Origin of the sequence: Bacillus sp. SB49 (assembly GCF_000469135.2) — a bacterium.
GTDB lineage: Bacteria > Bacillota > Bacilli > Bacillales > Halobacillaceae > Halobacillus.
In genome coordinates, this window is sequence record NZ_CP048117.1 from 333,291 (window position 1) to 356,815 (window position 23,525).

At 46.5% G+C, this 23,525-nt stretch carries 23 protein-coding genes and 1 riboswitch; of the genes, 10 read left to right on the forward strand and 13 right to left on the reverse strand.

All coding sequences use genetic code 11. From position 1 onward, the window contains the following. Positions 1–9: 9 nt before the first annotated feature. From M662_RS01765 to M662_RS01775, 3 genes are all read left to right on the forward strand, one after another. A complete protein-coding gene (locus M662_RS01765) occupies positions 10–573 on the forward strand; it encodes an RNA polymerase sigma factor (protein ID WP_008636332.1) in 564 nt (187 codons plus the stop codon). Beyond that, positions 566–1,357 (forward strand): anti-sigma factor, encoded by a 792-nt coding sequence (locus M662_RS01770; RefSeq protein ID WP_026577022.1) that lies wholly within the window; start codon positions 566–568, stop codon positions 1,355–1,357. Before M662_RS01765 ends, M662_RS01770 begins: the two co-directional genes overlap by 8 nt. A 140-nt stretch (positions 1,358–1,497) precedes the next feature. Next, positions 1,498–1,719 carry a hypothetical protein gene (locus M662_RS01775; protein WP_008636328.1) on the forward strand — a complete coding sequence of 74 codons (222 nt, stop codon included), beginning with the start codon at positions 1,498–1,500 and terminating at the stop codon, positions 1,717–1,719. On the opposite strand, the gene M662_RS01780 is transcribed toward M662_RS01775, so the two are convergent. After that, a complete protein-coding gene (locus M662_RS01780) occupies positions 1,720–1,878 on the reverse strand; it encodes a hypothetical protein (RefSeq protein ID WP_162129272.1) in 159 nt (52 codons plus the stop codon). Between the two features lie 80 nt (positions 1,879–1,958). On the opposite strand from M662_RS01780, the gene M662_RS01785 reads away from it, so the two are divergent. From M662_RS01785 to M662_RS01795, 3 genes are all read left to right on the forward strand, one after another. Further along, on the forward strand, positions 1,959–2,597 hold the full coding sequence (locus M662_RS01785) for a methyltransferase family protein (RefSeq protein ID WP_008636327.1): 639 nt from the start codon (positions 1,959–1,961) through the stop codon (positions 2,595–2,597). 62 nt (positions 2,598–2,659) lie between these two features. After that, complete coding sequence (locus M662_RS01790) at positions 2,660–4,123, forward strand: phytoene desaturase family protein (protein ID WP_051348844.1); 1,464 nt, start codon at positions 2,660–2,662, stop codon at positions 4,121–4,123. A gap of 82 nt (positions 4,124–4,205) precedes the next feature. Further along, positions 4,206–4,841 carry a uracil-DNA glycosylase gene (locus M662_RS01795; RefSeq protein ID WP_051348839.1) on the forward strand — a complete coding sequence of 212 codons (636 nt, stop codon included), beginning with the start codon at positions 4,206–4,208 and terminating at the stop codon, positions 4,839–4,841. On the opposite strand, the gene M662_RS01800 is transcribed toward M662_RS01795, so the two are convergent. The 7 genes from M662_RS01800 to M662_RS01830 form a co-directional block, all read right to left on the reverse strand. Further along, the gene (locus M662_RS01800; RefSeq protein ID WP_026577019.1) at positions 4,838–5,488 is read right to left on the reverse strand and encodes a hypothetical protein; all 651 of its coding nucleotides are present in this window, start codon (positions 5,486–5,488) and stop codon (positions 4,838–4,840) included. The genes M662_RS01795 and M662_RS01800 overlap by 4 nt on opposite strands. Further along, positions 5,481–6,050: a sigma-70 family RNA polymerase sigma factor gene (locus M662_RS01805; RefSeq protein WP_051348838.1), complete on the reverse strand. Its 570-nt coding sequence runs from the start codon at positions 6,048–6,050 to the stop codon at positions 5,481–5,483. The genes M662_RS01800 and M662_RS01805 overlap by 8 nt, the downstream gene beginning before the upstream one ends. Positions 6,051–6,316: 266 nt before the next feature. Next, positions 6,317–6,409, reverse strand: coding sequence for a putative holin-like toxin (locus M662_RS01810; RefSeq protein WP_008636312.1), 93 nt, complete (start codon positions 6,407–6,409; stop codon positions 6,317–6,319). A 161-nt stretch (positions 6,410–6,570) separates the two neighbouring features. Further along, positions 6,571–7,965, reverse strand: a complete 1,395-nt coding sequence (locus tag M662_RS01815) for an ammonium transporter (protein WP_008636310.1) — start codon at positions 7,963–7,965, stop codon at positions 6,571–6,573. Positions 7,966–7,990: 25 nt separating this feature from the next. Continuing rightward, positions 7,991–8,332, reverse strand: a complete 342-nt coding sequence (locus M662_RS01820) for a P-II family nitrogen regulator (RefSeq protein ID WP_008636308.1) — start codon at positions 8,330–8,332, stop codon at positions 7,991–7,993. A 157-nt stretch (positions 8,333–8,489) separates the two neighbouring features. Continuing rightward, positions 8,490–9,527, reverse strand: a complete 1,038-nt coding sequence (locus M662_RS01825) for a ribonucleotide-diphosphate reductase subunit beta (RefSeq protein ID WP_026577018.1) — start codon at positions 9,525–9,527, stop codon at positions 8,490–8,492. A gap of 18 nt (positions 9,528–9,545) precedes the next feature. Then, the gene (locus tag M662_RS01830) at positions 9,546–11,780 is read right to left on the reverse strand and encodes a ribonucleoside-diphosphate reductase subunit alpha (protein WP_026577017.1); all 2,235 of its coding nucleotides are present in this window, start codon (positions 11,778–11,780) and stop codon (positions 9,546–9,548) included. A gap of 142 nt (positions 11,781–11,922) precedes the next feature. After that, positions 11,923–12,099, reverse strand: a riboswitch (cobalamin riboswitch). Positions 12,100–12,291: 192 nt separating this feature from the next. On the opposite strand from M662_RS01830, the gene M662_RS01835 reads away from it, so the two are divergent. After that, positions 12,292–12,969 (forward strand): class I SAM-dependent methyltransferase, encoded by a 678-nt coding sequence (locus M662_RS01835; RefSeq protein ID WP_026577016.1) that lies wholly within the window; start codon positions 12,292–12,294, stop codon positions 12,967–12,969. A gap of 68 nt (positions 12,970–13,037) precedes the next feature. On the opposite strand, the gene M662_RS01840 is transcribed toward M662_RS01835, so the two are convergent. Beyond that, positions 13,038–13,922, reverse strand: coding sequence for an alpha/beta fold hydrolase (locus M662_RS01840; protein WP_026577015.1), 885 nt, complete (start codon positions 13,920–13,922; stop codon positions 13,038–13,040). Positions 13,923–14,156: 234 nt separating this feature from the next. Here M662_RS01840 and M662_RS01845 point away from each other — a divergent pair, with 234 nt between their 5' ends. Then, positions 14,157–14,582 (forward strand): pyridoxamine 5'-phosphate oxidase family protein, encoded by a 426-nt coding sequence (locus tag M662_RS01845; protein WP_008636282.1) that lies wholly within the window; start codon positions 14,157–14,159, stop codon positions 14,580–14,582. A gap of 66 nt (positions 14,583–14,648) precedes the next feature. Here M662_RS01845 and M662_RS01850 read toward each other — a convergent pair whose 3' ends face one another. Further along, entirely contained in the window at positions 14,649–16,031 is a 1,383-nt protein-coding gene (locus tag M662_RS01850) for a DUF2254 domain-containing protein (RefSeq protein WP_162129273.1), read from the reverse strand. Between the two features lie 144 nt (positions 16,032–16,175). Between M662_RS01850 and M662_RS01855 the strand changes: the two genes are divergently transcribed. Together M662_RS01855 and M662_RS01860 are read left to right on the forward strand one after the other, a co-directional pair. Beyond that, positions 16,176–16,628: a GNAT family N-acetyltransferase gene (locus M662_RS01855; RefSeq protein WP_026577014.1), complete on the forward strand. Its 453-nt coding sequence runs from the start codon at positions 16,176–16,178 to the stop codon at positions 16,626–16,628. 78 nt (positions 16,629–16,706) lie between these two features. Next, complete coding sequence (locus M662_RS01860; RefSeq protein WP_026577013.1) at positions 16,707–18,161, forward strand: aldehyde dehydrogenase family protein; 1,455 nt, start codon at positions 16,707–16,709, stop codon at positions 18,159–18,161. A gap of 38 nt (positions 18,162–18,199) precedes the next feature. On the opposite strand, the gene M662_RS01865 is transcribed toward M662_RS01860, so the two are convergent. Genes M662_RS01865 through M662_RS01875 form a run of 3 tightly spaced genes read right to left on the reverse strand, consistent with a single transcriptional unit; the run spans position 18,200 to position 23,490 of the window. Next, the gene (locus M662_RS01865) at positions 18,200–19,714 is read right to left on the reverse strand and encodes a SagB family peptide dehydrogenase (protein WP_026577012.1); all 1,515 of its coding nucleotides are present in this window, start codon (positions 19,712–19,714) and stop codon (positions 18,200–18,202) included. Positions 19,715–19,735: 21 nt separating this feature from the next. Then, positions 19,736–21,679, reverse strand: coding sequence for a TOMM precursor leader peptide-binding protein (locus tag M662_RS01870; RefSeq protein ID WP_026577011.1), 1,944 nt, complete (start codon positions 21,677–21,679; stop codon positions 19,736–19,738). After that, complete coding sequence (locus M662_RS01875; RefSeq protein ID WP_026577010.1) at positions 21,676–23,490, reverse strand: hypothetical protein; 1,815 nt, start codon at positions 23,488–23,490, stop codon at positions 21,676–21,678. Before M662_RS01875 ends, M662_RS01870 begins: the two co-directional genes overlap by 4 nt. Between the last annotated feature and the right edge of the window lie 35 nt (positions 23,491–23,525).

A 23,525-nucleotide genomic window follows, 5' to 3' on the forward strand; every position in this document is an offset into this window, starting at 1 on the left:
GAGTGTGCTATGAGCCAACGTGATTCTCTGTTATATCATCAAATGCTTGAAGGGGATAAGGAAGCACTGGAAGCCATTTACGATCGGTATGAAAAGCTTTTATACTCCTTTGTCATCAAGCTGTCGGGTGATCCAACATTAGCCGAAGAAGTGTTGCAGGAAGTATTTCTGAAGTTATGGACAAAGAAAGCAAGATATGAGGAATCGAAAGGGAAATTCTCCTCTTGGATTGTCACCATCACAAGGTATACAGCGATTGATATGATAAGGAAGACAAATAAAGAGCACGTTTCTTTGGAAGAAGAAACAGATGTACCCGAGCGAGGTACGGAAACGACGGAAGATCTGGTGGAATGGAAAGAACGTGGAGACAGAGTGAGGGCAGCCGTCAGCCTTCTGTCGGAAGAGCAAAGGGATATGGTGCAATTATTCTATTTTAAAGGACTGACCCAGCGGGAGATTGCAGAAAAGACCGGTCTCCCCTTGGGAACGGTAAAAGGACGGGTGCGATTAGCGTTGAAACACCTGAAGAGGCAGTTATCATCAGAGGAAGGAGGGGTTCGTGATGTCTAGACTATGCGATGAATTAATGGATTACTTCAATGGCCATCTTAGTGATCAGAAGAAGGTGGAATTTGAAGAACATTTGAATACATGCAGCGAGTGTAGAGAAGAGCTGGAAGAATTGCAGGAGTTAACCGGTGAGCTTCCTTTTGCTTCTGATCCTATCACCCCTCCGGATGACATGAAAGCACGTGTTTTAGGAGAAGTCTTCAAGCATGAGCAGAATGAAAGCGGAAATTCTCCTTTTATAGAAGAACATTCCGAAAATGTCCTTCCGATCTCGAAAAAGAAAGAACAAGCATTTGGAGAAGTGAAGAGGAACAAGAAATCTTCGTGGTTTGTCAGAGGGCTCGTTGCGGCGTTGATTGTATCGCTTGCCGGTAACGTATGGGCTTTAATGAATGAAGAAAAACAGGTCGTGCAGCAGGAACCTGAAGAAATTTCGGACAGTACAGACGAAGTCCTTCGCAAAGTTACGCTTCAGGGGGAAACGACGACAGCAAGCGCATCCGCAGCAATGGTTCGTCAGTCAGAAGGGGAAGTCCTCAGTCTGCAGGCAGATCAACTGGAGCCTCTGGACGGTGAGGAAGTGTATCAGGTGTGGCTGATCAATGGAGAGACGCCGTACAGGGCCGGTACCTTTAAAGCTAATGAAAGTGGAGAAGGAGCGGTTACGTATAATATGGAACAGCTGCCTGAAGATACAGAGTGGGATATGGTCGCTGTCTCCAAAGAGCCTGATGCTTCAAGTGAAACACCACAGGGGGAAGTAATTTTAAGTGCAGGATTATAATGATGGAAAACAGGCAGCTGTGGCTGCCTGTTTTTTTTGTTAGCTCCAGTTTTGGACGAGGCTGTCGAGGAGGATGGACGTGTAGATGCGGAGACTCATGGGTATAGTAGAAAATAGTTAACTTAGGAGGAGTGATAGGAATGTCTTATTCAGTAACGTTGCAGAAAATCCTGCTTTTAACAGGAATCGGAGTAATCATCGGTGCCATTGTCGGTTTTACGGCCGTGCTGGGCTTCGATTTAGACGGTTCCATATTTGTAATATCGATGTTCCTCAGCATCATGAGTGTTTACTCCACCGCCATGTACGCGGAACTCTACCATATCAGGGAAGCGATTAATAAACAGCGGAAAGGTTTATGACTATAGCAGGTCGGCGGCAAAACTTAAAACCAAAACCGTGATATACAAGACTACGAGTATGGTAATCAGTACGTATGTCTTGATGGTCAATCTCCTGAAAATCATGAAAAAAGTAGCCAGGATGACGCTGATGATGAAAAACCAATAAAATTGTTGCATATGTTTTCCTTCCCCCTCTGCCCTATCATACCACGGTATGTATCTACTTTCCTGTTTATGGAATGAGGAATGGGGGAATAATGATAGATAGCAGCTATGAAAGAAGAATGGATGGGAAGGAGGGGGCTTTCTGTGAGAATGGACGGCTTTCCGGAAGCATGAATCTCTTTGAGCTTCTGTTTTTATTCGTCACGATTCTTTGGATTGGAGAGTTTGCTTTGTTCCGCAACCATCATTCGACAAAGGGTGGTGGTGAAGCGGAACGTCGCTCCTTCCCGATCATTCTAATCACCGTTCTACTGGCGGTTTGCGCAACGTTGATTATGCGTGAATGGAACTTCGGTATTCTGTCTATCCGCTGGGTATGGTGGGTGGGTCTGCTTATTTACGCGGCTGGTGTGTGGCTTCGTTACTGGGGCATTATGCACCTTAAGGACCAGTTTACAAGGGATGTCTCTGTGAAAAAAGGAGACAAGCTTGTCAGCACAGGACCTTACCGCTGGCTGAGGCACCCCCTCTATACAGGTTTATTTTCCATCATCATCGGTTTTTGCTTAGGTGTAGGGAACATATACACAGCCTTTGTCTGCGGAGCTTTGGTTGCTTCTGCATTACTACATAGAATCCGCCTGGAAGAAGCGATGTTGGTTGAGGAGCATGGAGAGAAGTACAAAGATTGGTGTCGCAGGCGATACCGATTGATTCCTTTTGTCTATTAAATTCGGAGGTGGATCATTTGAAAAAGAAAACAGCTGTTGTTGTAGGTGCTGGTTTAGGTGGGATGTCTGCTGCGATTCGGTTGACTGCAGACGGATATGATGTGAAAGTGATTGAAAAGAACAGCAACCTTGGCGGAAAGTTGAATAAGAGAGAAGGAAAAGGATTCACCTTTGATACCGGTCCATCGATCCTGACTATGCCGTGGGTGTTGGAACAGCTGTTTGAGAGCGTCCACCGACGTTTGGATGATTATATAACAGTGGAACGGGTGGAGCCTCAATGGAGAACCTTCTTTGAAGACGGGACGTCGATTGATGTTACGAGTGACCTTCCAAATATGCTGGAAGAAATGGCTAAAGTAACGGACAGGCCGAACAGGAAGTTGACGGATTTTCTCTCCTACAGCCAAGATATGTATGAGCTTTGTATGAAGAGCTTCTATAAATACAGTATTTCAGATCTGAAAGATTTAAAGAGTCACCACAAATTCAGTGAACTATTACAAATGGATCCGATGAACACGGTCGCTAAATCCACCCGCAAGTTCTTTGATAACAAATATCTAGAGCAGTTGTTCAATTACTTCGTTATGTATGTGGGGTCGAACCCATACGCAACACCGGCTATTCTTAATCAGCTTGTCTATGTGCAGCTGGGGCTTGGCATCTATTATGTCAAAGGCGGTCTCTATAATATTGCGGAGGCTATGGGACGTTTAATGGAGGAGCTGCGTGTGGACGTCCAATTTAACTCTCCTGTTCGTCAGCTTGTTGTGGAAAATGAGCGCGTAATCGGCGTAGAGACGGAAGATGGCACGGTGCATGAAGCGGATGTTGTGGTATCCAATTTAGAGGCTATTCCTGCTTATCGCAAGCTTGCACCGCAAACGGCCAAAGTGAAGAAAGAAACAAAGTCGCTGGAGAAGAAATTCGATCCCACGGTTTCAGGTCTTGTTCTCCTCCTTGGCACAAATCGTAAATTTAACAACCTTAAGCATCATAACTTCTTCTTTTCAGAAGATCCAGAGCTGGAGTTCAAGCAGATATATGAGCAGGGAAAACCAGCGGATGACCCGACAATCTATATTGGTATCTCCGCCCGTTCAGACGAATCGCAGGCTCCGGCAGGTAAAGATAACCTGTTTGTCCTGACACACGTTCCACCGCTTGAAAATAAGAAAAGAAAGCCGGTCGACTGGGATGCTTATCGCGAGACCGTCCTGGATAAGCTGGAGCGGATGGGGATGGAAGGAGTTAGAGATTCCATTGAATTCGAATATCGCTTTACTCCGGAAGATTTAGAGCGTTTATATGGACCGAATGGTGGATCTATCTATGGTATTGCTGCTGATCGTAAGTCGAATGGCGGTTTCAAGATCCCTTCGAAGAGTCAGGTTTTTGAGGGTTTGTACTTTGTAGGGGGATCCACCCATCCTGGAGGTGGAGTACCGATGGTCACGCTGTCTGGTCAATTGACTGCTGATCTAATTAAGGAAAATGAGACAGAAGCAGTTCATCAAAAATAGCGGAGGGCGGTCGGCATTGCCGGCCGCTTTTTGTTTTTGTATGAACATAGATGTAACGGGAAAGGTTAGGAGGATGCTGGAAATGGAGTGGCCGAAATCGATGTTAAAAGATGCAGAACGAAGGATGGAAGGGTGTCTTGTGGAAGGATTTGTTCCTGGTAAGGGAAACCGTAACGCAGAAATTATGTTGGTAGGGGAAGCGCCTGGAGAGAAAGAGGCGGTTGAAGGGGTTCCATTCATTGGACGGGCGGGGAAAGAGTTGGATAAGCAGTTGGAGTATCTTGGTTTGGAACGTGATGACCTGTACATTACAAGCGTAGTAAGGAGTCGCCCGTACAAATGGGTGGATTCCAACAAAAAGGGGAAGCGAAAAGCAAATAGAAAGCCGAATAAAAAAGAAATAGAAGCCCATGCACCATTGCTGGACTACCAGGTGGAACAGGTGGATCCGGATATTATCCTCGTGTTGGGTGGTGTTGCCTTGCGAAGGCTGACAGGTGAAGAAGGCAAAATTAGTGTTCTCGTCGGACAGTTGATGGAAACACCATTGCTGAAGTATCGTCCAAAAGAAGGCGAACCTAGGTGGTGTGAAACGGAGAAAGCCTATCGTGTCATTCCTCTTTATCACCCCGCAGCTGTATTCTATAACCCGAAAATCAAGCCGACTATACAACAATCTTTAGACGATGTGAAACGACATCTATATAAGGAAGATTAAGGGGAAACGTCAGGGAGTGGATGGGTCTCTGCGTTTTGGAATAAGTAGTATCCCTGTTTCCCGGTACCGGTAGAAGCTGTTCCTTCGTCCCGCCAGCTTTGAACCGCAATTTTTTCTTTTGGATCTTCCTCCTTAATGCTGTAAATAGAAGTTTTTGTCGTCTGCGTCGGCACAGACTTTAATTTATCCTTGGCGGAGGGTAGGTGTTCCATTGTGCCAATGACCTCGTGGAGCTGTTTCGGGGATACTTGTTTATTTGTTTGGATGTAGGCTTTTCCTTCGTGAATGATGTAGGTGGCGCGGATCATTTTAGATACTTTTATGTCGGTGCTGCGTTCTGCTCCGGCGTTTGCGAATTCAGCGTCTTCGATGCTTCCAGCTGTTTTGAAGTCGCCTTTTATGGTCTGTCCGACTAACGTGGAAGCTGTCATTGGAGTTTGGCTCTCTGTGTAGGATAGAGATAAGAGAGCAGCCGTCGGGAACACAGCTAATAATGGGAAAAGCATTCTCCTCTTATAGGGAGTCTTTTCTTCCTGACGTAAGGATTTCAGCACAGTTTTTTTCATGTGGCGTCCATCGAAAGGGACTTGGTCGTACTTGAGCTCTTGTGTGATCTTTTTTAATTTACGATCCATTATATCACTCATGTCGGAGACTTCCTTTCTCAGTCAAACGGTCCTGAAGAATTTGTCGCGCGCGCCTCAGTCTGGTTTTTACCGTATTTGGACTTATTCTCAACACCTGTGCTACCTCGTGGACATCGAATTCTTCAAAGTAATAAAGGACGATCATTTCCCTGTATTTGTCGTCGAGTTTCAGCACTTCTTCCAACAAGGCTTCTTCCTCGCTGCGTTGTAATAGAGTCTCTTCCGGGGTGTGTCTTCCTGACGGCAGGTGACGGAACATTTCTGTTCCCCGCTTGATGACCCTTTTAACGTAAGAGCTCTTTAAATAGTCTTTACACAGGTTAATTGCTATTTTGTACAACCATGTTTTTGTGGTGGATTCTTGTTTGAATGTCGGATACTTTTGGTAAGCTTTGATCATCGTTTCCTGAACAATATCTTCGGCAGTAGAGTAGTCCTTGACGTACGAAAAAGCCAGCCATTTCAAATCGTGGCCGTATTCTTGAATCCATTGTTCCACAAGGGCTTGGTCGACAACGGGTGCTTCCTGGCCGGATGACTTGGAGTGCTGTTTTCGTATCACAATGTCCCACCTCTTTCATTTAGACGACACACATCGTTCTCAGGTTTTAAAAAACACCTTTTTACATACATTCGACTAATGGAGTAATAAATCCTCCGGGAGGCGACGGTGTTGAGGGTCTTATCAGGTTTCCGGGAATCGAAAATGGGGTGGGTGGTTCTTTTGTGGGCGTGCTATAATAAAAATGAAACCGGCAACAGCGGCTACTGTCGCCGGAGGATACCGTTCTAAAATTTGATAGACACAGGCCTTTCCTGAGGGAAGGTCTATTTTTTATTGATTTTGATGATAAGCGCAAGGAGTGTAATGATGAAGGTTCCAAACGCCAACATGGTCATCAAAGCTTCGTAAATACTCATCGCTGGCCTCACTCCCTTTCTATTACGGTCGTCCTTACTAATGGAAGGAAACGGTATCTATGTACAAGGATACCACAAAATGACCAAAATAAGAACATACGTTCGTAAAATAGATAATAGGAACTAAAAAATCCCGCCCCTTATGAGAGGGCGGGATGGGTTTATTGAGCTGTTCTTTCTTCTTTCGGAGGAGCTGTTTGTTCGTTCTGTAATCCATCAAGGCGATGAAGAAGCCCTACTCCAAAATCGTTATCAAGGACAGGGTTTTCGTTAAAGATTCCTCTGCTGGATTCGTAAGCGGAAGACCCATGTTCGGCAAAATCAAGCCCGGAAATCTCTTCTTGCCGGGAGACGCGAATGCCGATTGTGCTCTTGATAAGGAAAACAACGATGCCGGTTGCGACAACTGTCCATGCAATTACCGCGAGAATTCCTACGGCTTGGATACCCAGTAAACGGAATCCGTCCCCGTAGAACAATCCCCCTTCAATAGAGAAGAAGCCTACAGCGAGTGTTCCCCAAATCCCGCAGATACCGTGAACGGCGATGGCTCCTACAGGATCATCCACACGAACGACGCGGTCAAGAAATTGAACAGATTCAACAAGGATGACGCCTGCGATTAAACCGATGATAACAGAACCGATTAAGGAAACGTTGGCTGCCCCTGCTGTGATACCTACAAGACCTGCCAGTGCTCCGTTCAGAGTTAAGGATGCATCGATACGCTTAAATTTCGCGTAAGAATAGAAGGCCGATCCGATGATACCTGCAGAAGCTGACAGCAGGGTGGTTGCGATGACGGAAGGTACGAGGGAAGGGTCGGCAGCAAGTGTGCTCCCTCCGTTAAATCCGAACCAGCCGAACCAAAGAATGAATACACCAAGTGCTCCTAATGGAATGTTATGACCAGGGATGACGTTCACTGTCTTTCCGCTGTATTTGCCGAGTCGAGGCCCCAGGAACAGGACGGTAACAAGTGCTCCTACAGCGCCGGTCATGTGTACCACGGTAGAACCGGCGAAGTCTACGAAACCGAGCTCGGAAATCCATCCGCCGCCCCAAATCCAGTGTCCTACAACCGGGTAAATCAAACCTGTCATGAAAAGGGTAAGTATAAGATAAGAGCCTAGTTTCATGCGTTCAGCAACGGCGCCGGAAATAATGGTGGCACACGTGGCTGCGAAAACAGCTTGGAAAACGAAGAATCCGATTTGATCTTCTTGTCCGCTGAGGAGAAATCCGTCTGTACCTATGATGCCGCCACCTGAAGTTCCGAACATGATTCCGTAACCGACGATAAAGTAGAGGACGGCTGCGATGGACATTGTCATGAAGTTCTTCATGAGGATATTCAGTGCGTTTTTAGAGCGTGTGAACCCCGACTCCACCATGGCGAATCCTGCATGCATGAAGAATACAAGAAATGCTGCGATCATAATCCAGGCCATGTCTAGGGACTGCAGGACAGAGTCAGCTGTGACTGCCGTTTCTGCACTTGCGACGACAGGGAAGCCCAGGAGTGCGATAAAGAATATAGGAATAATTTTTTTCATAATCTTCTTCCTTTCTAAAATGGTTTTAGACCAGTGCTTCTTTTCCGGTTTCTCCTGTCCGGATTCGAAATACTTCATCGATGGTAGAAACGAACACTTTCCCATCGCCGACTTCGTTTGTTGCGCAGCACTCCATGATTGCGTCTATGATGGCACCTAATTCATGATTTTCCACAACCATTTCCACTTTCACTTTCGGGTAGAGCTTGATTTCAAAGCGGTTGCCGCGGAAAATTCCTTCCTGGCCTTTCTGTTGTCCGCACCCTGCCACCTCTGAGACTGTCAGTCCTTTCACCCCTAATTCGTCGAGGTTGTGGCGTAGTGTCTGGAACGCTTCCGGCCGAATGATCGCCTCTACTTTCTTCATGAATAGTGTCCTCCTTTAGAATCATGTTAGGTTTCCTAACACTTAAGGTAATGAATAAATATAACTATAAATGAAATATTCTGAAAAATCAAGAGCGTTTTTAGTGTTATGTGAGAAAAGTTAACATAAAAAAACCGGGCACAAGGCCCGGTCAGCTTTATAAGTCATCGAATCCGTTCGTATCGGAAACTTTCGTGTATTGTCTGGACTTCTGCTCAAAGAAATCGGATTTTCCTTCATCTACTTCCTGATAAGCGCGAATCCATTTTAATGGGTTTTTCTTATAGGAAGGGAAAGGTTTCTCTGCTCCGAGCTGTTGACACCGTTTGTTGGCCATGAAACGGATATAATCCTCTAAATCATGGATCGGAATGCCGGGGAACCTGTCACCGATGATATGATGGGCCCATTTGATTTCCAACTCGGAAGCTTCTTTAAAGGTTTCCGTGACGAAGCGGTGGTATTCTTCCTTATCCAGTTCTTCATTCTCGTTCAGTGTTTCCTTAAATATTCTTGCAAACAGGTTGACGTGGATCTGTTCGTCCCTGTTGATATAATTGATCATCGTACTTGTAGAAACCATTTTATTATTTCGTGCCAGGTTGTAGAAGAACGCGAAACCGGCATAGAAGAATAGTCCTTCTAATACGACATCATAAACGATGGAACGTAAGAAGGTATCAACAGAAGGGTCCTCATCGAAAGTTTGATATCCATCCGTGATGAACTGATTCCGCTCTAAGAGAACTTCGTCATGTTTCCAGTATTCGAATATATTTTCCTGTTCCCTTTGATCGACAAGAGTGGACAGGACATAGGAATAAGATTGGTTATGAACGACTTCCTGAAAGGCCAGGACCTGCATGAGTGCAGACAGGCTGGAATCTGTAAGGTAGTCGGCTATTTTACCTGAGTAATCGGTTTGGATAGAATCAAGAAAAGCAAGGAGACCGATGATTTTCTTGAAGGAAGCCTGTTCTTGTTCCGTAAGTTCGGGCCACTGCTTTAGATCATTGCTCATATTGATTTCGTTTGGTATCCAGAAGTTCGAAAGCATGTTCTTATACATAGGGTAAGCCCAGGCGTAACGGGTATCATCCCAGTTCAATACGTTCGAGCTTCTGCCGTTAACAATACCTGTTGAAGCATTGGGAGCTTCATGATCCACCAGTTTTCTTTTGTTTATTGTGCGCATGATAGGTGTCCCTCCTTATTATGATGAACAGTATTCACAGTCGTCGTATTCGCCTTGACTGGAAGTCGATCTTGTATAATATGTCGTCTTCATCCCGCTTCGCCATGCATCCAAATGCAGGGAGAGGAGTTCTTTCGCCTGAATGGTATTTCTTACATACATATTGAAGGAAATGGCCTGATCGATGAATCGCTGGCGGATACTGTTCTGCTTGATGCTAGTATGCTGATCAATATCGTAAGCGGATTTATAATACCCGTAAGTCGTGTGATCGAGCTCTGGTGCGGTTACTGGAATCTTGTAGTCTTTCTTCTCTTCTGAGTAGAACTTTTTGAAAATCGGATCGATGCTTGCTGTGCTTCCTGCTATCAGGGAAGTGCTGGAGTTTGGAGCGACAGCGAGCAGGTATCCGTTCCGCATTCCTTGTGCCGCTACTTTATTTCTCAGCTCATTCCAGTTCCATGTGCGGTCTTGGTCAAACGATCGTTTAACAAAAAATTCCCCGGTCTGCCAGTCAGAACCTTCAAATAGAGGGTAGCTTCCTTTTTCTTGAGCCAGCTCACTGCTTGCTTCTATCGCGTGATAAGCAACCGCTTCGTACACTTCCTCTGTATAGGCGAGTGCTTCTTCTGATTCCCAGGCAATCTTCTTCTTTGCAAGCAGGTGGGCCCAGCCGAAGGTTCCTAGACCTACGCCGCGATATTTCTGATTGGTCAATTGCGCCTGTAGTACAGGAATGGTGTTTTGTTCAATTACGTTGTCGAGCATACGTACTTGGATTGCAATCAAACGTGGAAGCACACCGGCTGGAACCGCACGGCCCAGATTGATGCTGGAAAGGTTACACACGACGAAATCACCAGGATTATGGACGGTAATGATCTTCCCGTCTTCCACGTATTGTTCGGATTGAGTGGTAGGTCTTTGATTCTGTGCTATTTCTGTACACAGATTACTGCAATAAATCATGCCGGCATGGTTGTTTGGATTCATCCGGTTTACTTCGTCCCGATAGAACATGTATGGTGTTCCGGTCTCCAACTGTCCAACCATGATCCGTTTCATAATTTCAATGGCGGGCACAGTTTCTTTGGAAAGCTCCGGGTTCTCTACACATGCCTGGTATTTATCTCTGAAAGAGCCTTCGCCGCGTTTTTCATCGAAATAATCTTCCAGCGAAAATCCCATGACTTTGCGTACTTCGTGAGGGTCAAACAAGTACCAGTCTTCCCGATTCTCCACTGCTTCCATGAAGATGTCCGGAATGGATACGCCTGTGAACAGGTCGTGCGTCCGCTGCCGTTCATCTCCGTTGTTCAATCGGCTGTCAAGAAACGGGAAAATGTCTTTATGCCATATGTCAAGATATACAGCGACGGCACCTTGACGCTGTCCGAGCTGATCGACGCTCACGGCTGTATTGTTTAACTGCTTCATCCAAGGAAGGACGCCGGAGGAAACCCCTTTAAATCCACGGATATCACTGCCGCGGCTGCGGATTTTGCCGAGATAGACTCCGATCCCTCCTCCGTGCTTACTGAGATTGGCGATGTCTGTGTTGCTGTCGTAGATGCCCTGAAGGCTGTCATCTACCGTATCGATGAAGCAGGAGCTCAGCTGACCATAACGTTTCCCCGCATTTGCTAAAGTCGGGGTGGCTACAGTCATGTATAAATGACTCAAAGCCCAGTAGGCTTCTTTTACGAGTGCCAACCGTTTTGGTGCTTCTTCTTGTGACATTAAGACCATTGCAATGATCATAAAGCGCTCTTGAGGAAGTTCATAAACTTCTTTCTCTTTACTTCTTGCAATATATCTGTCACTCAATGTCTTCAAACCAATGTAGGTGAATTGATGGTCACGTTCAGGGGCGAGTGCTTTTTCTAATTGGTATATATCTTCCTCTGAGTAATATGTAAGCAGCTTCTCGGAATAGATGCCTTTCTTAATCAACGTGCAGATTAGACCATGAAAATCTTCATATTCCTTGTTTGTTCCGCGGTTACTGGAAGCTTCCTCATACATCTGCTCAAGCAGCATTCTGCTGGCTGCAAATGTCCAATCCGGTTCCATTTCATCGACCTCAGCCAGACACTCGAGAATAAGAGCGTGGCGCTGGTCCTGTTCCGTCATATGTTCAAAACCTAAGTTAGGAATTTTATGGATGATGCGATCCAGATCAAGCATAGGGAACTCGGTTTTCCAAGCTTCTAATCTTTCTTTCCATTGGTCTTTAATTGCTGATACGCTCATGGTTTCACTCCTTGATCTGATATCTACATATAAAATAAAAAAATCCACTCCGGGAAAGGGAGTGGATGAAACCATGAAACGATGCGAGACACAAAAAAGTCCTCGTTCCATCGCTTCATCTTCTCAATCCCCGAAGAAGTTGAAACTCTGCCGAACGAAGATAGGTCTCCTGGCTGGCATCCGATCTTACTCTGGTCCTTCCCGTGCGCGGCACAGTGGAATCTTCCATTTCGCGGATGCGTACAGTTGCGGGGGCAGCTCCGGATTGGTTACCGGATTCCCTATTAAGCCTTGTGGCATCTTCTGTTCGCAAATACTATATGTAGTTGTTCAGATTAATTTTATTAGCTTATCTTGTGTTTCTATCATAACGGACAACGAAATAACATTCAAGCCTTTTCCATTCTACAACAAATACCTCCAAGCATCAAAACCCAGACACAGCGCATTGGTGTAAGGTATAATTTTATAAGAAGAAATATATATAAGAAGCGGAAAGGCGAGTGAGGAAATGGTTAAGTTCGATTGGCATAAAGAAGCAGAAAGGCAGTGGGACGACCGTGCCGGGATGTGGAGTTCAAAAAGCAAGGAAATGTGGGACGAAGGAAGTCGAAGTACGATCCTTCCCTTTCTTGAGAATCATATCCTGAAAGGAAAAGTAGCCGACCTCGGCTGTGGAGACGGCTATGGATCTTTCCGGCTTTGGCAGAAAGGATATGAGGTCACAGGGGTTGATTTGTCGAAAGACATGATTGATAAGGCGAATGCCAGAGTCAGGGAACAAGGACTTACCTTCGTCCAGGGGGATCTAACTGCTCTACCTTTCGAAGATGATTCGTTTGATAGTGCCATGGCGGTCAATTCATTGGAATGGACGGAGATTCCTTCACAGGGGCTTAATGAGATGAAGCGGATACTGAAGCCTGGGGGAAGACTTTGTATCGCACTGCTTGGTCCGACGGCAATGCCGAGGACCAACAGCTATCGCCGCTTGTTCGGGGAACAAGTCATATGCAATACGATGATGCCGTGGGAATTGAAGAAGATGGCAGAAGAGACAGGGTGGAGATCAATAGCTGGACAAGGGGTTTACAAGCGTGGTGTCGAGGACAGTCTCTTGGAGGGGCTTGAAGAAGAATTAAAGCAGGCACTTACATTCATGTGGGTATTTATTTTCGAAAAAGAATAAAACAATCCGGAGTTGCTTACCAATGCATCAAGGCGCATTGGAGCAAACTCCGGACTTTTTTTGTTGGATTAAGGATGCTCACCGCTTGTCGAACGCATGGGTGCTGTTTCCCACAAGAATTCAGCCACTATTCTGTCGACTTCCGCAAGCTCATGGAGGCCGGAGTGGGTTGCCTGAGGCTGGTAAATTCTCTCTTCGTAGTAACGGCCGAATGGAACGATGTCTTCCAGTCCGTGGACGCTTGAGGCGTGGACAAGACCATCCCAGTGCTCCTGCTCCGGGGACTCCTTGTTGATGATTCCGGCCACCGCAAGGACGTCTACATTATCTGAGAAATGATCCTTATTCTTAACCATATCCTGGAGAGCATCAGAGTCTGGTCTCAAATCCACGGTTGCGGCCCCGTAATTGGATTCAAAATAGGAATCTTTCCGAATGCCTTTAAATGGACTGGCGATAGCAGCAACTTTCTTAACGGCAGGTACGCCGTCCGCAGGTTCGTTCAGTAAATAATTGATCGACGCTAACCCGCCCATGGAATGTCCGATAATATTTACTTGTTGAACATTGTAGCGGGAGTGAAGCTGGATCATCACGTTTTCGACCCATTTTGTTTGATTCGAAATACTGGCGCGATTATCTTCGAACAATATCTGCACAAACGGGTTCTTTGTCTGGGGGAAGCTTCCCTGGATGGAGAGGGTACCATCGTTCGCTACATAGACCGTCATCCTTTTTTTTCCCCAATTCATGGACTGCATCCGGTCCATCATGGTCTGGAAGCTCCTCGGCCCCCCTTTGAACCCGTGAATGAATAAGGTCGGTGTTACTTCTTCGCGCGGGTACGGTTCCGAGCTGCTCGATTTTGAATTGATCATCAGGATGAGCAGCCCTACAAATATAGAACCCAATGCAATATAAAGCCATTTCCAATTTTTTATTTGTAAAGTCATGGTTGTTCCTCCCGAATCCTGTCTTTCCTTCAGTGTAAAACAAGGAAGGCTTTGGATAAAACGATTTTATGCAAATTTGCGCATCCATGTGCAGAAACGGGTCTTCTTAGCTTGCCCTTAAAGAGCTGTGTCATGACCGGCGGCATATTTTTGTGTTTAGCTCTCGTTTATCGGGGAAAACTGGAAATGTATGAAAGACAGAGCAGCATATATGGAGAAGGGAGCTTGTTTGCATTGACACAAGATGAATTAAAGAGCCAGATTAAGCAGATTATGGAACAACATAAAATCGGTACGTTGGCTACCGTAAAGAATGACAAACCTCATACCCGTTACATGACATTCTGGAATGATGAACAATTCACATTCTATACTCCTACGAACAGCGACACACATAAAGCGGATGAAATTGAAGCGAATCCGAATGTCCATATTCTGATCGGCTATGAAGGCGAAGGATACGGGGATACGTACTTGGAAGTGGAAGGACAGGCGAAAATCCGTGAAGACCAGGAAATTAAAGAAGAGTTGTGGTCGGAGCGCATGAACCGTTGGTTTGATGGGAAGGATGACCCGAACTATATTGTCCTTGAAATTATGCCGGAAAGCATTCGTCTAATGAACGAAGGGGAAGATACGCCTGCAACGCTTGATTTGTAAAAGGATACAAAAAAGGAAACCTCGACTTGTTACCGTCCGGGGTTTCCTTTTTTATTTTTTCCGGATTTAAGAAGTTGGAAGTTCGTCGTAAAAGCGGCGTTCGATAGCGAAATAGTCCAATGTATTATTTGTAAGTTCTGCTAAGTGGTTCATCGCCTGCAGCAGAAAAGTCTTATCAAGCGTATAAATGACTTCTTCTTCGATATGATCAAGCGTATCGCAGGCGAACTTCCACAGCATCTGGTGCTTAGATTCGTCGATGGATTCTGCCACCATCCCAAGACCTCTGATCAACTCCGTAATGATAAGGTGGTTGCTGCGCGCATAATGTCGTATAAATCCGAATCCCCTGTAAATATAGGATTCGAACGACTCAGACAGAAGCACGACTCTCGTCTGTTCCTCTTGGTCCATTAAATAAGGGGTGAAGGTGATGTAGTCCTCCACGGTAAGCATGAGATCGGCCATTTGATGGATCGTGTTGGTCGCTGTTTTGGGATCGTCATTTCCCAGTGCTTTAATCGCTACTTCCGCCAGTTTATGCATCCCCATCTGAATGTCCTGCAATTCCGTCTCCTTATGACCGATATGTACCATAGAACAATATTCTTTATAATCGTTGCCCGCTGCGCCGGGCCCCCAGTAGCTGAAGAGTGTATTCCCTTTCAATACATAGTCGCCGACTTGGGCGTGAAGATGGACGATAATGTCGTCTTTTCTCGCCTGTTCAATCATTTCCCGATAATCCACCAGCTGTATGTAGCCGGATACGGGTGATTTAATCTGACGGGCATCATCCTGGTATGCTTCCAACAAGTCTTCCGGGTTTTTTTTGCGGTATGGTTCAAGGTCTCTATGCAGCGTTTGGTTAATCATTGTTTCTGACGTTTTTTTCATGGTGCTTGTAATGTTGTGGACCTGCATCCATGTCGTGGCATGGTTGATGAAATACACGAATGTGACGGCAGATATAAAGGTGAGCAGGACGGTAATAATCGGTACGGCTACGAAGAATTCACGTTGGGCATTTCCGATAAATAAGAAGGTAATCAATACATAGACGAAGTTGCCGTTGAAGATCCCGAGAGCATGTTGTGTCCGTTTATCCGAAACGAAGTTTAGAAGCATCCTTGGTGAAAACTGGCCGCTGAATGTCGTGAGGACGACAAGCAGGGAGTTCAATGTGAATGCGCTTAACGTCAGCATGCCCCCGATCAGCGTACTGACAAGCATGCGGGTAACTTCAGCGTTGATCTGAAATATGTTTTGAGTATATTGATTGACTTCTACGACGAGGTCAAGCGTCAGGGTGATCCCGACGACCACGAGGGACATAATGATATAGATGAACGGCATATACCATATAGCCATCTGCACCTCGTGCTTCCTCTGCCTCTTTGGCATCTGAAGATATTTTTTCAATGATATGGGAAGCATGTTGCTGAACATAATCAATCCTCCTAATTCCTTTTCCATTGCCGGGTTCCCTGAAATTATTCAGATAAAACGATTCGAGAAGAAATTGTAAAAATTCTTTGTATGGGAAGGTCCGCTTCGATATAGTAAAGGAAAAAAGGTGAGGATGGGATGAAGATGAGATGGGTCAGGAAATCATTTGATGAGCTTAGCAAAGAGGAATTATACCGGATCTTAATGACACGGGTGGCTGTATTTGTCGTGGAGCAGGAATGCCCTTATCCGGAAGTCGACGGCAGAGATCAAGATTCTCTGCATCTGTGGCTGGAGGTGGATGGAGAGATAGCGGCATACTGCCGGATTATTTCTCCGGAAAATGTGGATGGCCATTACACGATTGGTCGTGTCCTGGTGACAGAGGACCATCGAGGGAAAGGCTATGCGAGGGCGATGATGACGGAAGCGGTTCGTCTGTTGGAGGAAGAATGGAAAGTTGGAAGGATCTTTCTTCATGGTCAGGAACATCTGCGCCACTTCTATGGATCCTTCGGCTTTGAGGAAATATCCGACGTGTATTTGGAGGATGGCATCCCGCATGTCGATATGATAAAGCAGACAGCAGGCGGCTGAGACGTTGGCTGCCGTTTGGATAATCTGATGCGAGGGTATCATACTCCTGTGGAAATCTTGAAATGGAGTGTGAATGGAATGAGCCCTAAAACATTTACGAAACAGTTTATAAACGGATGCTGGAAGAATGGGTCCAGCGATAAATTTGTCGAAAATATTAATCCTTACACAGAACAGTCGATCGCTTCTATCCCCTCAGCAAATGAGGAAGACTTGAACGAAGCATATGAAGCTGCCTATCAAGCTCAGAAGTACTGGATGAACACAACCCCAAGGGAAAAGCAGGGCTATTTCGACCGCCTGCTGGAGGTCGTTCAAGATAGAAAAGGTGAAATAGTCGACTGGCTCGTCAAGGAATCGGGAAGTACGATGGTTAAAGCCGAGGTGGAATTTCAAGCGACTGTAGGAATTATCAGGGAATCGGCTACGTTCCCCAACCGTATGGCTGGACAGATCCTTCCGTCTAATACTCCGGGGAAAGAGAATAGGATATACCGTTCGCCTAAGGGTGTGATCGGAGTCATTGGTCCATGGAATTTCCCACTTCATTTAGCTGTTCGTTCGATTGCGCCGGCCCTTGCTACGGGGAACACAGTCGTCGTTAAACCGGCCTCTGACGCGCCGGCGACATCGGGGCTCTTGATTGCCGACCTCTTTGAAGAAGCGGGATTCCCTGAAGGAGTGATCAATGTCGTAGTAGGGCGCGGATCGGAAATCGGGGATGCGTTTGTAACACACCCTTATGCAAAATTAATTTCCTTCACTGGTTCGACAGAGGTAGGGAGCCACATAGGTGAATTGGCTGGAAAGCATATTAAAGATACGGCGTTGGAACTCGGTGGTAACAATGCAATGATCATATTAGAGGATGCGGATATCGATCGTGCGGTTCAGGCGGCGACATTCGGGAAGTTCCTGCATCAGGGTCAGATTTGTATGTCGTTAAACCGGATCATTGTTCATGAACGTGTCCATGATGAATTCGTTGAAAAGTTTAAGCAAAAGGTGGAAAGCCTGAAGGTAGGCGACCCGGGAGAAAAAGATACAGTGGTCGGTCCCTTAATTAACAGAGATGCGGTAGAACGCATTCAGAAAGATATGAACGCGAGTGTGGAGCAAGGAGCGGAAATCCTTACAGGCGGAAAAGCGGAAGGGAATGTTTTTCACCCAACTATCCTTACTGGAGTGACCAATGATATACCGATTGCTCAAAATGAGGTGTTTGGAGCAGTGGGAGCAGTAATTAAGGCGTCTTCCGAAGAAGAAGCGATTGAAATAGCCAACGGTTCTCCCTATGGTCTCAGCGGCTCCGTCTTTACGACAGATATCCACAGAGGAGTGGAGGTTGCCAAGCAAATTGAAACCGGTATGATTCACATTAATGATCAATCAGTGAACGATGAAGCTCATGTCGCCTTTGGCGGAGAAAAAGAATCCGGGCTCGGCCGTTTTAATGGCGAGTGGGCATTGGATAAATTTACGACTGTCAAATGGATTGGTGTTATGAATGGATACCGTAAGTACCCATTTTAATAAGGAGACCCTGCGTCCGACAAAGACGCAGGGTTTTTTTAGGCATGGAGAACACCGGACAGTCTGCTTTTCGGGGTATGGTAACCGATCGGAATCTGGATGAGTGTCGTCTGGTTCCGGATGTCTAGTTGATAAATCGAGTCGGGAATGGGAACGTGAAATCCAAGCAGGGGGTGTCCGTTCATTCCTAAAGCGCTCGCTGCCAGTAATATTCGCTGCATCACCCTTCCGGCATGAATCAACTGCATCCGATAACCGCCTGCGTCTACATTCCTTGCTCCTGCCACATGAATGCATAAAGGCGTATGGTGAAGCGGGACGTTATGCATGGTCATCCCGGACTGCAGCATCTGGCGGAAATCGCCTTTTTCTATGGTTAGAAGAGAGTGGGAGGCAGGGTCGTATTCGTATGCTCCTGCATCTATTCTGTCAGTACCATTTATACATAAATAGATGGAAATGGATGATACATCCGGAAGAGTGGACTGTTTCAAAAGGGCCGCTATTTTCCCGGCATCCATAGATCTATCTATAAAGTCCCCTTCGGGCGAGCAGCGGTTCATACATGCATCTCTGAAGGAAGAGGTGGTGGCGCGCGACTCAGAGAGTGGATAAATGTCTTTACCGTATTTTTCTTGCTGCGGTACGGATGCATTGGTACGGAAGAGGGAAGAGGAAGATAGAATGGCTGCTTCATGGAGCTGGAGGATATCCTGGTGTGGTTTTATATGTTTCGACCGTTGGTAACAGGTCGTCTGCACCGCTGGGATTTCCTCGATTAGAGATGCACCTGTAAGCTCTTCCTTCCCAGTTGCAGCAGGTATCTCTTGTTCCGATAACGCCAGGATGCCCAGCGTCGTTTCTTCCAGACGATTGAGGCCGAGCAGGTGATCAGCTGCCTTATGAAGGAACGAAAGATGGACACGTGAATGCAAGCCGAATTGACGTGCTGTTTCCTCTGTCTGGCTGATTACTGCCCCCGCATCCAAGCCTTGCAGCCGGAATGAGAAGTTATGGTATTTAAAGAAATTCTTCCAATATACCGTTGTGATGAAACATACGGCTTTGCATGAAGAAACATCCAGACGAAGTCCAAGGGTTTTCGTTATATAGTCATCGAAGTTTCCTTCTCTTATTAATACGAGACGATGATGGGCGGCATCATAATGGTAGACGCCTTGTGCAAAAGGCGTCTCTTTTACATAAAGATACAGCTCGCTCGGATACAGTCCTCCTCCTGAAGGTGCGAAGCGACGAAGCGAAGGGAAGGATGTAGATGTCTTCTCCTCCGAGTCTGCCGGCGCCGCCGTGTGGGCAAACTGGGTGAGTCCATATGCGAACCAAAGAAAATGGCCGATCCATTCCGCCCCTTCTAATTTCCTTCTGCCTAGAGGGCTTGGGTTCAAAGGGATATGGTGATCCAGTAAGAAGGATGGCAGTTCTTTATACAGTTTGTAGGGAAGGGGGGCATCTTCCCAATCTACCTCCCAGTCGGAAGGGATGACCGCCTGGCTTTGAAAATGGAGACGGTACAGAAAGGACTCGGGGTGCATAGAAGCTCCTCCTGTCGATTGCTAAGGAAATGGATGTGGATGAGGATTCAGTTCCTCCAATCTTAATTTTCTTTCTTTGTATCCCAAGGCTTTCGGTACTTCTAATACTCGTTTCAAACCAGTGATTCTTCTGAGGTGATGGCCGAATGTCATTGGGAGTGCCCCTGGTATGATTACTTTTACACAATGAAGCCCGTTTTTTCGTATTTCTTCCGTTGTTTGATCCACAACGATGACATCTAAATCGTTAAGGTGCAGACGTTGCAGGACATCCATCAGGTCCTCTTTCAAGTCCTCCCGGCGGGGCGGAGGGGAGTAACATTCACTGAATGTATGACCTGGCAATTTTTGCTGGAGCAGAAAATCCAGACGTTTTTCTGCTTCTTTCAACCCATAAAGCATGCCGTGGTCATCCATACTTCTAACCAATGCATCATCATGGAGCATCGGCATATAGGATGCTTTATTCCGGCGGAATATTTTGTTCAACGGTTCGATCATTCCTGCACTTTCAAACAATGCCCCTTTAATGGCTTTGATCGGATCAAGGTGTGCACCGCCGGCACATAGGAGATTCAGTCGCTCCTCCTTTTGATTTCGATTCTTAATGATTGTAAATACACTCGGAATTCCATGCTCCATCGTTGCGTCATAGAGGTGGAGATCATAACCCGAAATCTCTTCTAATCGCAGCAGCATCCATTGTAATTCCTGATCAGGTATAGTGGAGGGATCTATCCTCTTAAGTGGAAGCCTGGCATACCAGGAGAGGAGGAAAGAATCTCTCTCCAGTACTTCCATGATTCCGTAAAAAATCGCTTCCTCTCTGCTTCCCCCGATCGCACAGCCGTTGGATGTTTCAAAGACAAATCCATCTCCGCAGCCGGTGCTGTAATAGGCGAGCCTTTCCGGAACCAATACGGGCTCCTTGCGAAGGAAGGAATACCCCCATACCCAGTTCGTTTTCCGTTCAGGATCGAAAGGAGTGAACGGGTGGTTTTCTGTTTCATAATCTTCTGCGGCGTGCACCCCTAATGAAAATGGATGGACTGCGGAAGGAAGGTTCTGAAAGCAATCGTAAACCGTCGTTCTTTTTCCTTTTGGATCTGTTCCGCAGAATCGTTCCAGTCCCTCAAGAATCGCTGTATTCTCACTCGTTTGAAAGGAATTGGTTCTGCCTGCCGACCCTTCATCTGCGTGTGGAAGAGGCAGGTTGACGATGACATCGGAAAACGGTGTGTCAAGCTCTATCATTCTACTGTTAAGTAAGCCGGTCTGAGTATCCAGGTAATCATTTGAAAGGGATCGGCTGAGTTCTTCCATCGTCTTCGTCCGAAAGGTGGTGCTCGATATTTTTCTGTTTGATTGTATATCGATTTTTGCAGTCTCCCTGTCGTCAACCGGAACCGTGCCGCAGACGAAGCAATTCGAATCCGGAAGAACATAATGCAAAGAACGCTTCATTGTTTGGGTGGAAAACAAGGCAATATGGTCTGTGGTGCGTAACGGTCTGTCTTCCGCCCATGCTCTAACCTCTTCTATCAGCATAATGGCCATGCTCCTGATACGGAACGGATCCGGGCATTCTTCGGTAGTTCTTCCCGTTTCAACAAGAAAATGCTGTATAGAAGAGAGGTCTCTTCGATGATTAGAAGCCATACGCCGGCGGTAATCGGCACATTGAGAGCATCCTTTTCTCTCCGGCTGAACGAATGGACCGATTATACCTTCTCCGAAGGAAAAAAAGGAACGCACCCATGGAATGTGGTTTTCTCTTGCGGCTTTCTCTGCCTGAAGATGCAGTCTTGGATTCCAGTGGTCATCCGCAAGAATCAATAAGTCTGTTTCCTGTGTCCAATTCTCCTGCCAGGAAGACATATACAGAAGATCATTCGGAAGGTTCCATTCTTCCTGAATACACCCCGCCAACCTTCCATTTCCAATAAGGGTAACCGATGGAGTCATGTCTTCTCCTCCTTCTCTACAACGCCGCAGACGGCTACGACTCCGTCTTCGGTAAACGGAGAAGCATGGACTTCTACGAATTCCAGTTTTTTTCCGTTCTTCTCCAACCTTTGGTTTACTTGATCAAATAAAACTTTCTCTTCATGGATAGACGGAATATTTACGGAAATAGTTGATGCAGCGGTTATTTGTTCGTAAGTACCTTTAGGGGGACGTATGTCTTCGCACAAGGCGAGTTTGCCCGCTTCCCGTATGGCCAGTGTCAGGTTTGCGCCGCTGCACCCATGCCAGGCACCTCTTTTGGATTTCTGCCAAATGACAGGAAAACCGGCTTCGCTTTCACTCAATATCCATTCCATTTCCGGACGGACCATTTGTAAAGCTCTCAAGTAGTAACGACATTCCGGATCGCTTACATCGTCGAAAACCAAGTATTCTCCTCGTTTACGGAACGTCTGCTTCTGAAGCCAGTAATGCGCAGCGCGCAGGGATGCTTCGTGTATCGAGCCGCCCGCTCCGATCGACATCTGCTCTCCTTGAGACTGCATGGAGTGGAGATACCGTTCAATTCCTGCAAGCCCCGCCTCACACCTTGCCTCTTCATGGGTTAAGGCTGCGACATTCACCGCTGGAAGAAGGGCGGGGAAATCGCTGCCGGCACTTTTCACCTGAATGGTACAGCGCGATAAAGGAAGCTGCTCTGCGTCCCCTTCCTCCCAATAATGAAAGATCCCAAGAGGGGATTCTGCTAAGGATTGAAAATAAAGAAGCAGATCTTTCGTTTCTGTCCTGGTGGTCGGCGTTTTCCTCATGATTTCCGAGTGCATCATACGGGGGAGCGGCTTACAGGAGTGCCAGTCACCTTCCAGCGTTTCTTTATCAAGGATATAGAAATAGTTCGAATGATAAGGCTCGTTAATGCCTGCTTCATGCTTGAACCATTCAAAGACCAGGGAATGGGCAAGGAGTCCATCCGTCACACCAGAGAACGGTGGGGCATTGTCGCTGACCCAATCCGCCGGGAGGTGTTTCCAAATCGATGTCCATCCTCCGTCTTCAGAGTGGATGACGGGTCCGGCCATCGCTTTCCTTCCTAAATCAATCAAGGCAAAGAATGGAGTTTCATGTTCACAACAGAACTTATAGATGGATTCGCATTTTTCGCGCTCTTGGGCTGCACCGGCAAACAAAACGGCATCAACGTCATGGATGAACTTTTTCCAGCTGACCGTTTTAGAGAAGGAAATCTGCAGGTTTATGTCCGGATCGTTAGCTGCTTCCCTGGTTCCGAGCTCTTTCATTTTCGAGAACTCTTTCTGATTCTTTTCGGTCATATGGACATGGATGGACGTCAATCCGGATTGCAGCAGGGCGGTAGTAAGGGTAGTGGCTTTGCGCCCCTCTGCAAGGATAAGTACGCGCTTCCTTCGCCATTGTTCCATGTGCCATCCCGGGGAATCTGCACGAGTCTCCAAATACTCCAGCTGTGAGCCGAATTTTTTTGCTGCGTGAACAGGCAGATGGTGAGATTTGTCCGATGCCGTGTCCCGTAGAAACCCATTGTGGAAAAGGGTGGAGGTGATGTCGTGGATTCGCTGTGCATACGCCTCAGGAAGACCTTCCATCAGGCTCTTCAGGGTGTGTTCCCCCGTGTACATGGGAACCAGTTTATCGATCCAGGTCGTGATGCTTCCCCCTTCCATACGAAACGATCCATTATTGTTACGGAAATACATAATGTCTTTGGATTCCGGCATATAAAAGGTCCCTTTTTTCAGTTTCGGCCGCATCGACGGTGCTAATTGAGTCATTCTCCTCCTCCTCGTCCGTAAACCATACTCCATTT

What these genes read in the sequence shown, in the direction of transcription:
- M662_RS01765 (WP_008636332.1), top strand. Translation starts at nt 10, where the DNA reads ATGAGCCAACGTGATTCTCTGTTATATCATCAAATGCTTGAAGGGGAT.
- M662_RS01770 (WP_026577022.1), top strand. Translation starts at nt 566, where the DNA reads ATGTCTAGACTATGCGATGAATTAATGGATTACTTCAATGGCCATCTT.
- M662_RS01775 (WP_008636328.1), top strand. Translation starts at nt 1,498, where the DNA reads ATGTCTTATTCAGTAACGTTGCAGAAAATCCTGCTTTTAACAGGAATC.
- M662_RS01780 (WP_162129272.1), bottom strand. Translation starts at nt 1,878, where the DNA reads ATGCAACAATTTTATTGGTTTTTCATCATCAGCGTCATCCTGGCTACT.
- M662_RS01785 (WP_008636327.1), top strand. Translation starts at nt 1,959, where the DNA reads ATGATAGATAGCAGCTATGAAAGAAGAATGGATGGGAAGGAGGGGGCT.
- M662_RS01790 (WP_051348844.1), top strand. Translation starts at nt 2,660, where the DNA reads ATGTCTGCTGCGATTCGGTTGACTGCAGACGGATATGATGTGAAAGTG.
- M662_RS01795 (WP_051348839.1), top strand. Translation starts at nt 4,206, where the DNA reads ATGGAGTGGCCGAAATCGATGTTAAAAGATGCAGAACGAAGGATGGAA.
- M662_RS01800 (WP_026577019.1), bottom strand. Translation starts at nt 5,488, where the DNA reads ATGAGTGATATAATGGATCGTAAATTAAAAAAGATCACACAAGAGCTC.
- M662_RS01810 (WP_008636312.1), bottom strand. Translation starts at nt 6,409, where the DNA reads ATGAGTATTTACGAAGCTTTGATGACCATGTTGGCGTTTGGAACCTTC.
- M662_RS01815 (WP_008636310.1), bottom strand. Translation starts at nt 7,965, where the DNA reads ATGAAAAAAATTATTCCTATATTCTTTATCGCACTCCTGGGCTTCCCT.
- M662_RS01820 (WP_008636308.1), bottom strand. Translation starts at nt 8,332, where the DNA reads ATGAAGAAAGTAGAGGCGATCATTCGGCCGGAAGCGTTCCAGACACTA.
- M662_RS01825 (WP_026577018.1), bottom strand. Translation starts at nt 9,527, where the DNA reads ATGCGCACAATAAACAAAAGAAAACTGGTGGATCATGAAGCTCCCAAT.
- M662_RS01830 (WP_026577017.1), bottom strand. Translation starts at nt 11,780, where the DNA reads ATGAGCGTATCAGCAATTAAAGACCAATGGAAAGAAAGATTAGAAGCT.
- M662_RS01835 (WP_026577016.1), top strand. Translation starts at nt 12,292, where the DNA reads ATGGTTAAGTTCGATTGGCATAAAGAAGCAGAAAGGCAGTGGGACGAC.
- M662_RS01840 (WP_026577015.1), bottom strand. Translation starts at nt 13,922, where the DNA reads ATGACTTTACAAATAAAAAATTGGAAATGGCTTTATATTGCATTGGGT.
- M662_RS01850 (WP_162129273.1), bottom strand. Translation starts at nt 16,031, where the DNA reads ATGTTCAGCAACATGCTTCCCATATCATTGAAAAAATATCTTCAGATG.
- M662_RS01855 (WP_026577014.1), top strand. Translation starts at nt 16,176, where the DNA reads ATGAGATGGGTCAGGAAATCATTTGATGAGCTTAGCAAAGAGGAATTA.
- M662_RS01860 (WP_026577013.1), top strand. Translation starts at nt 16,707, where the DNA reads ATGAGCCCTAAAACATTTACGAAACAGTTTATAAACGGATGCTGGAAG.
- M662_RS01865 (WP_026577012.1), bottom strand. Translation starts at nt 19,714, where the DNA reads ATGCACCCCGAGTCCTTTCTGTACCGTCTCCATTTTCAAAGCCAGGCG.
- M662_RS01870 (WP_026577011.1), bottom strand. Translation starts at nt 21,679, where the DNA reads ATGACTCCATCGGTTACCCTTATTGGAAATGGAAGGTTGGCGGGGTGT.
- M662_RS01875 (WP_026577010.1), bottom strand. Translation starts at nt 23,490, where the DNA reads ATGACTCAATTAGCACCGTCGATGCGGCCGAAACTGAAAAAAGGGACC.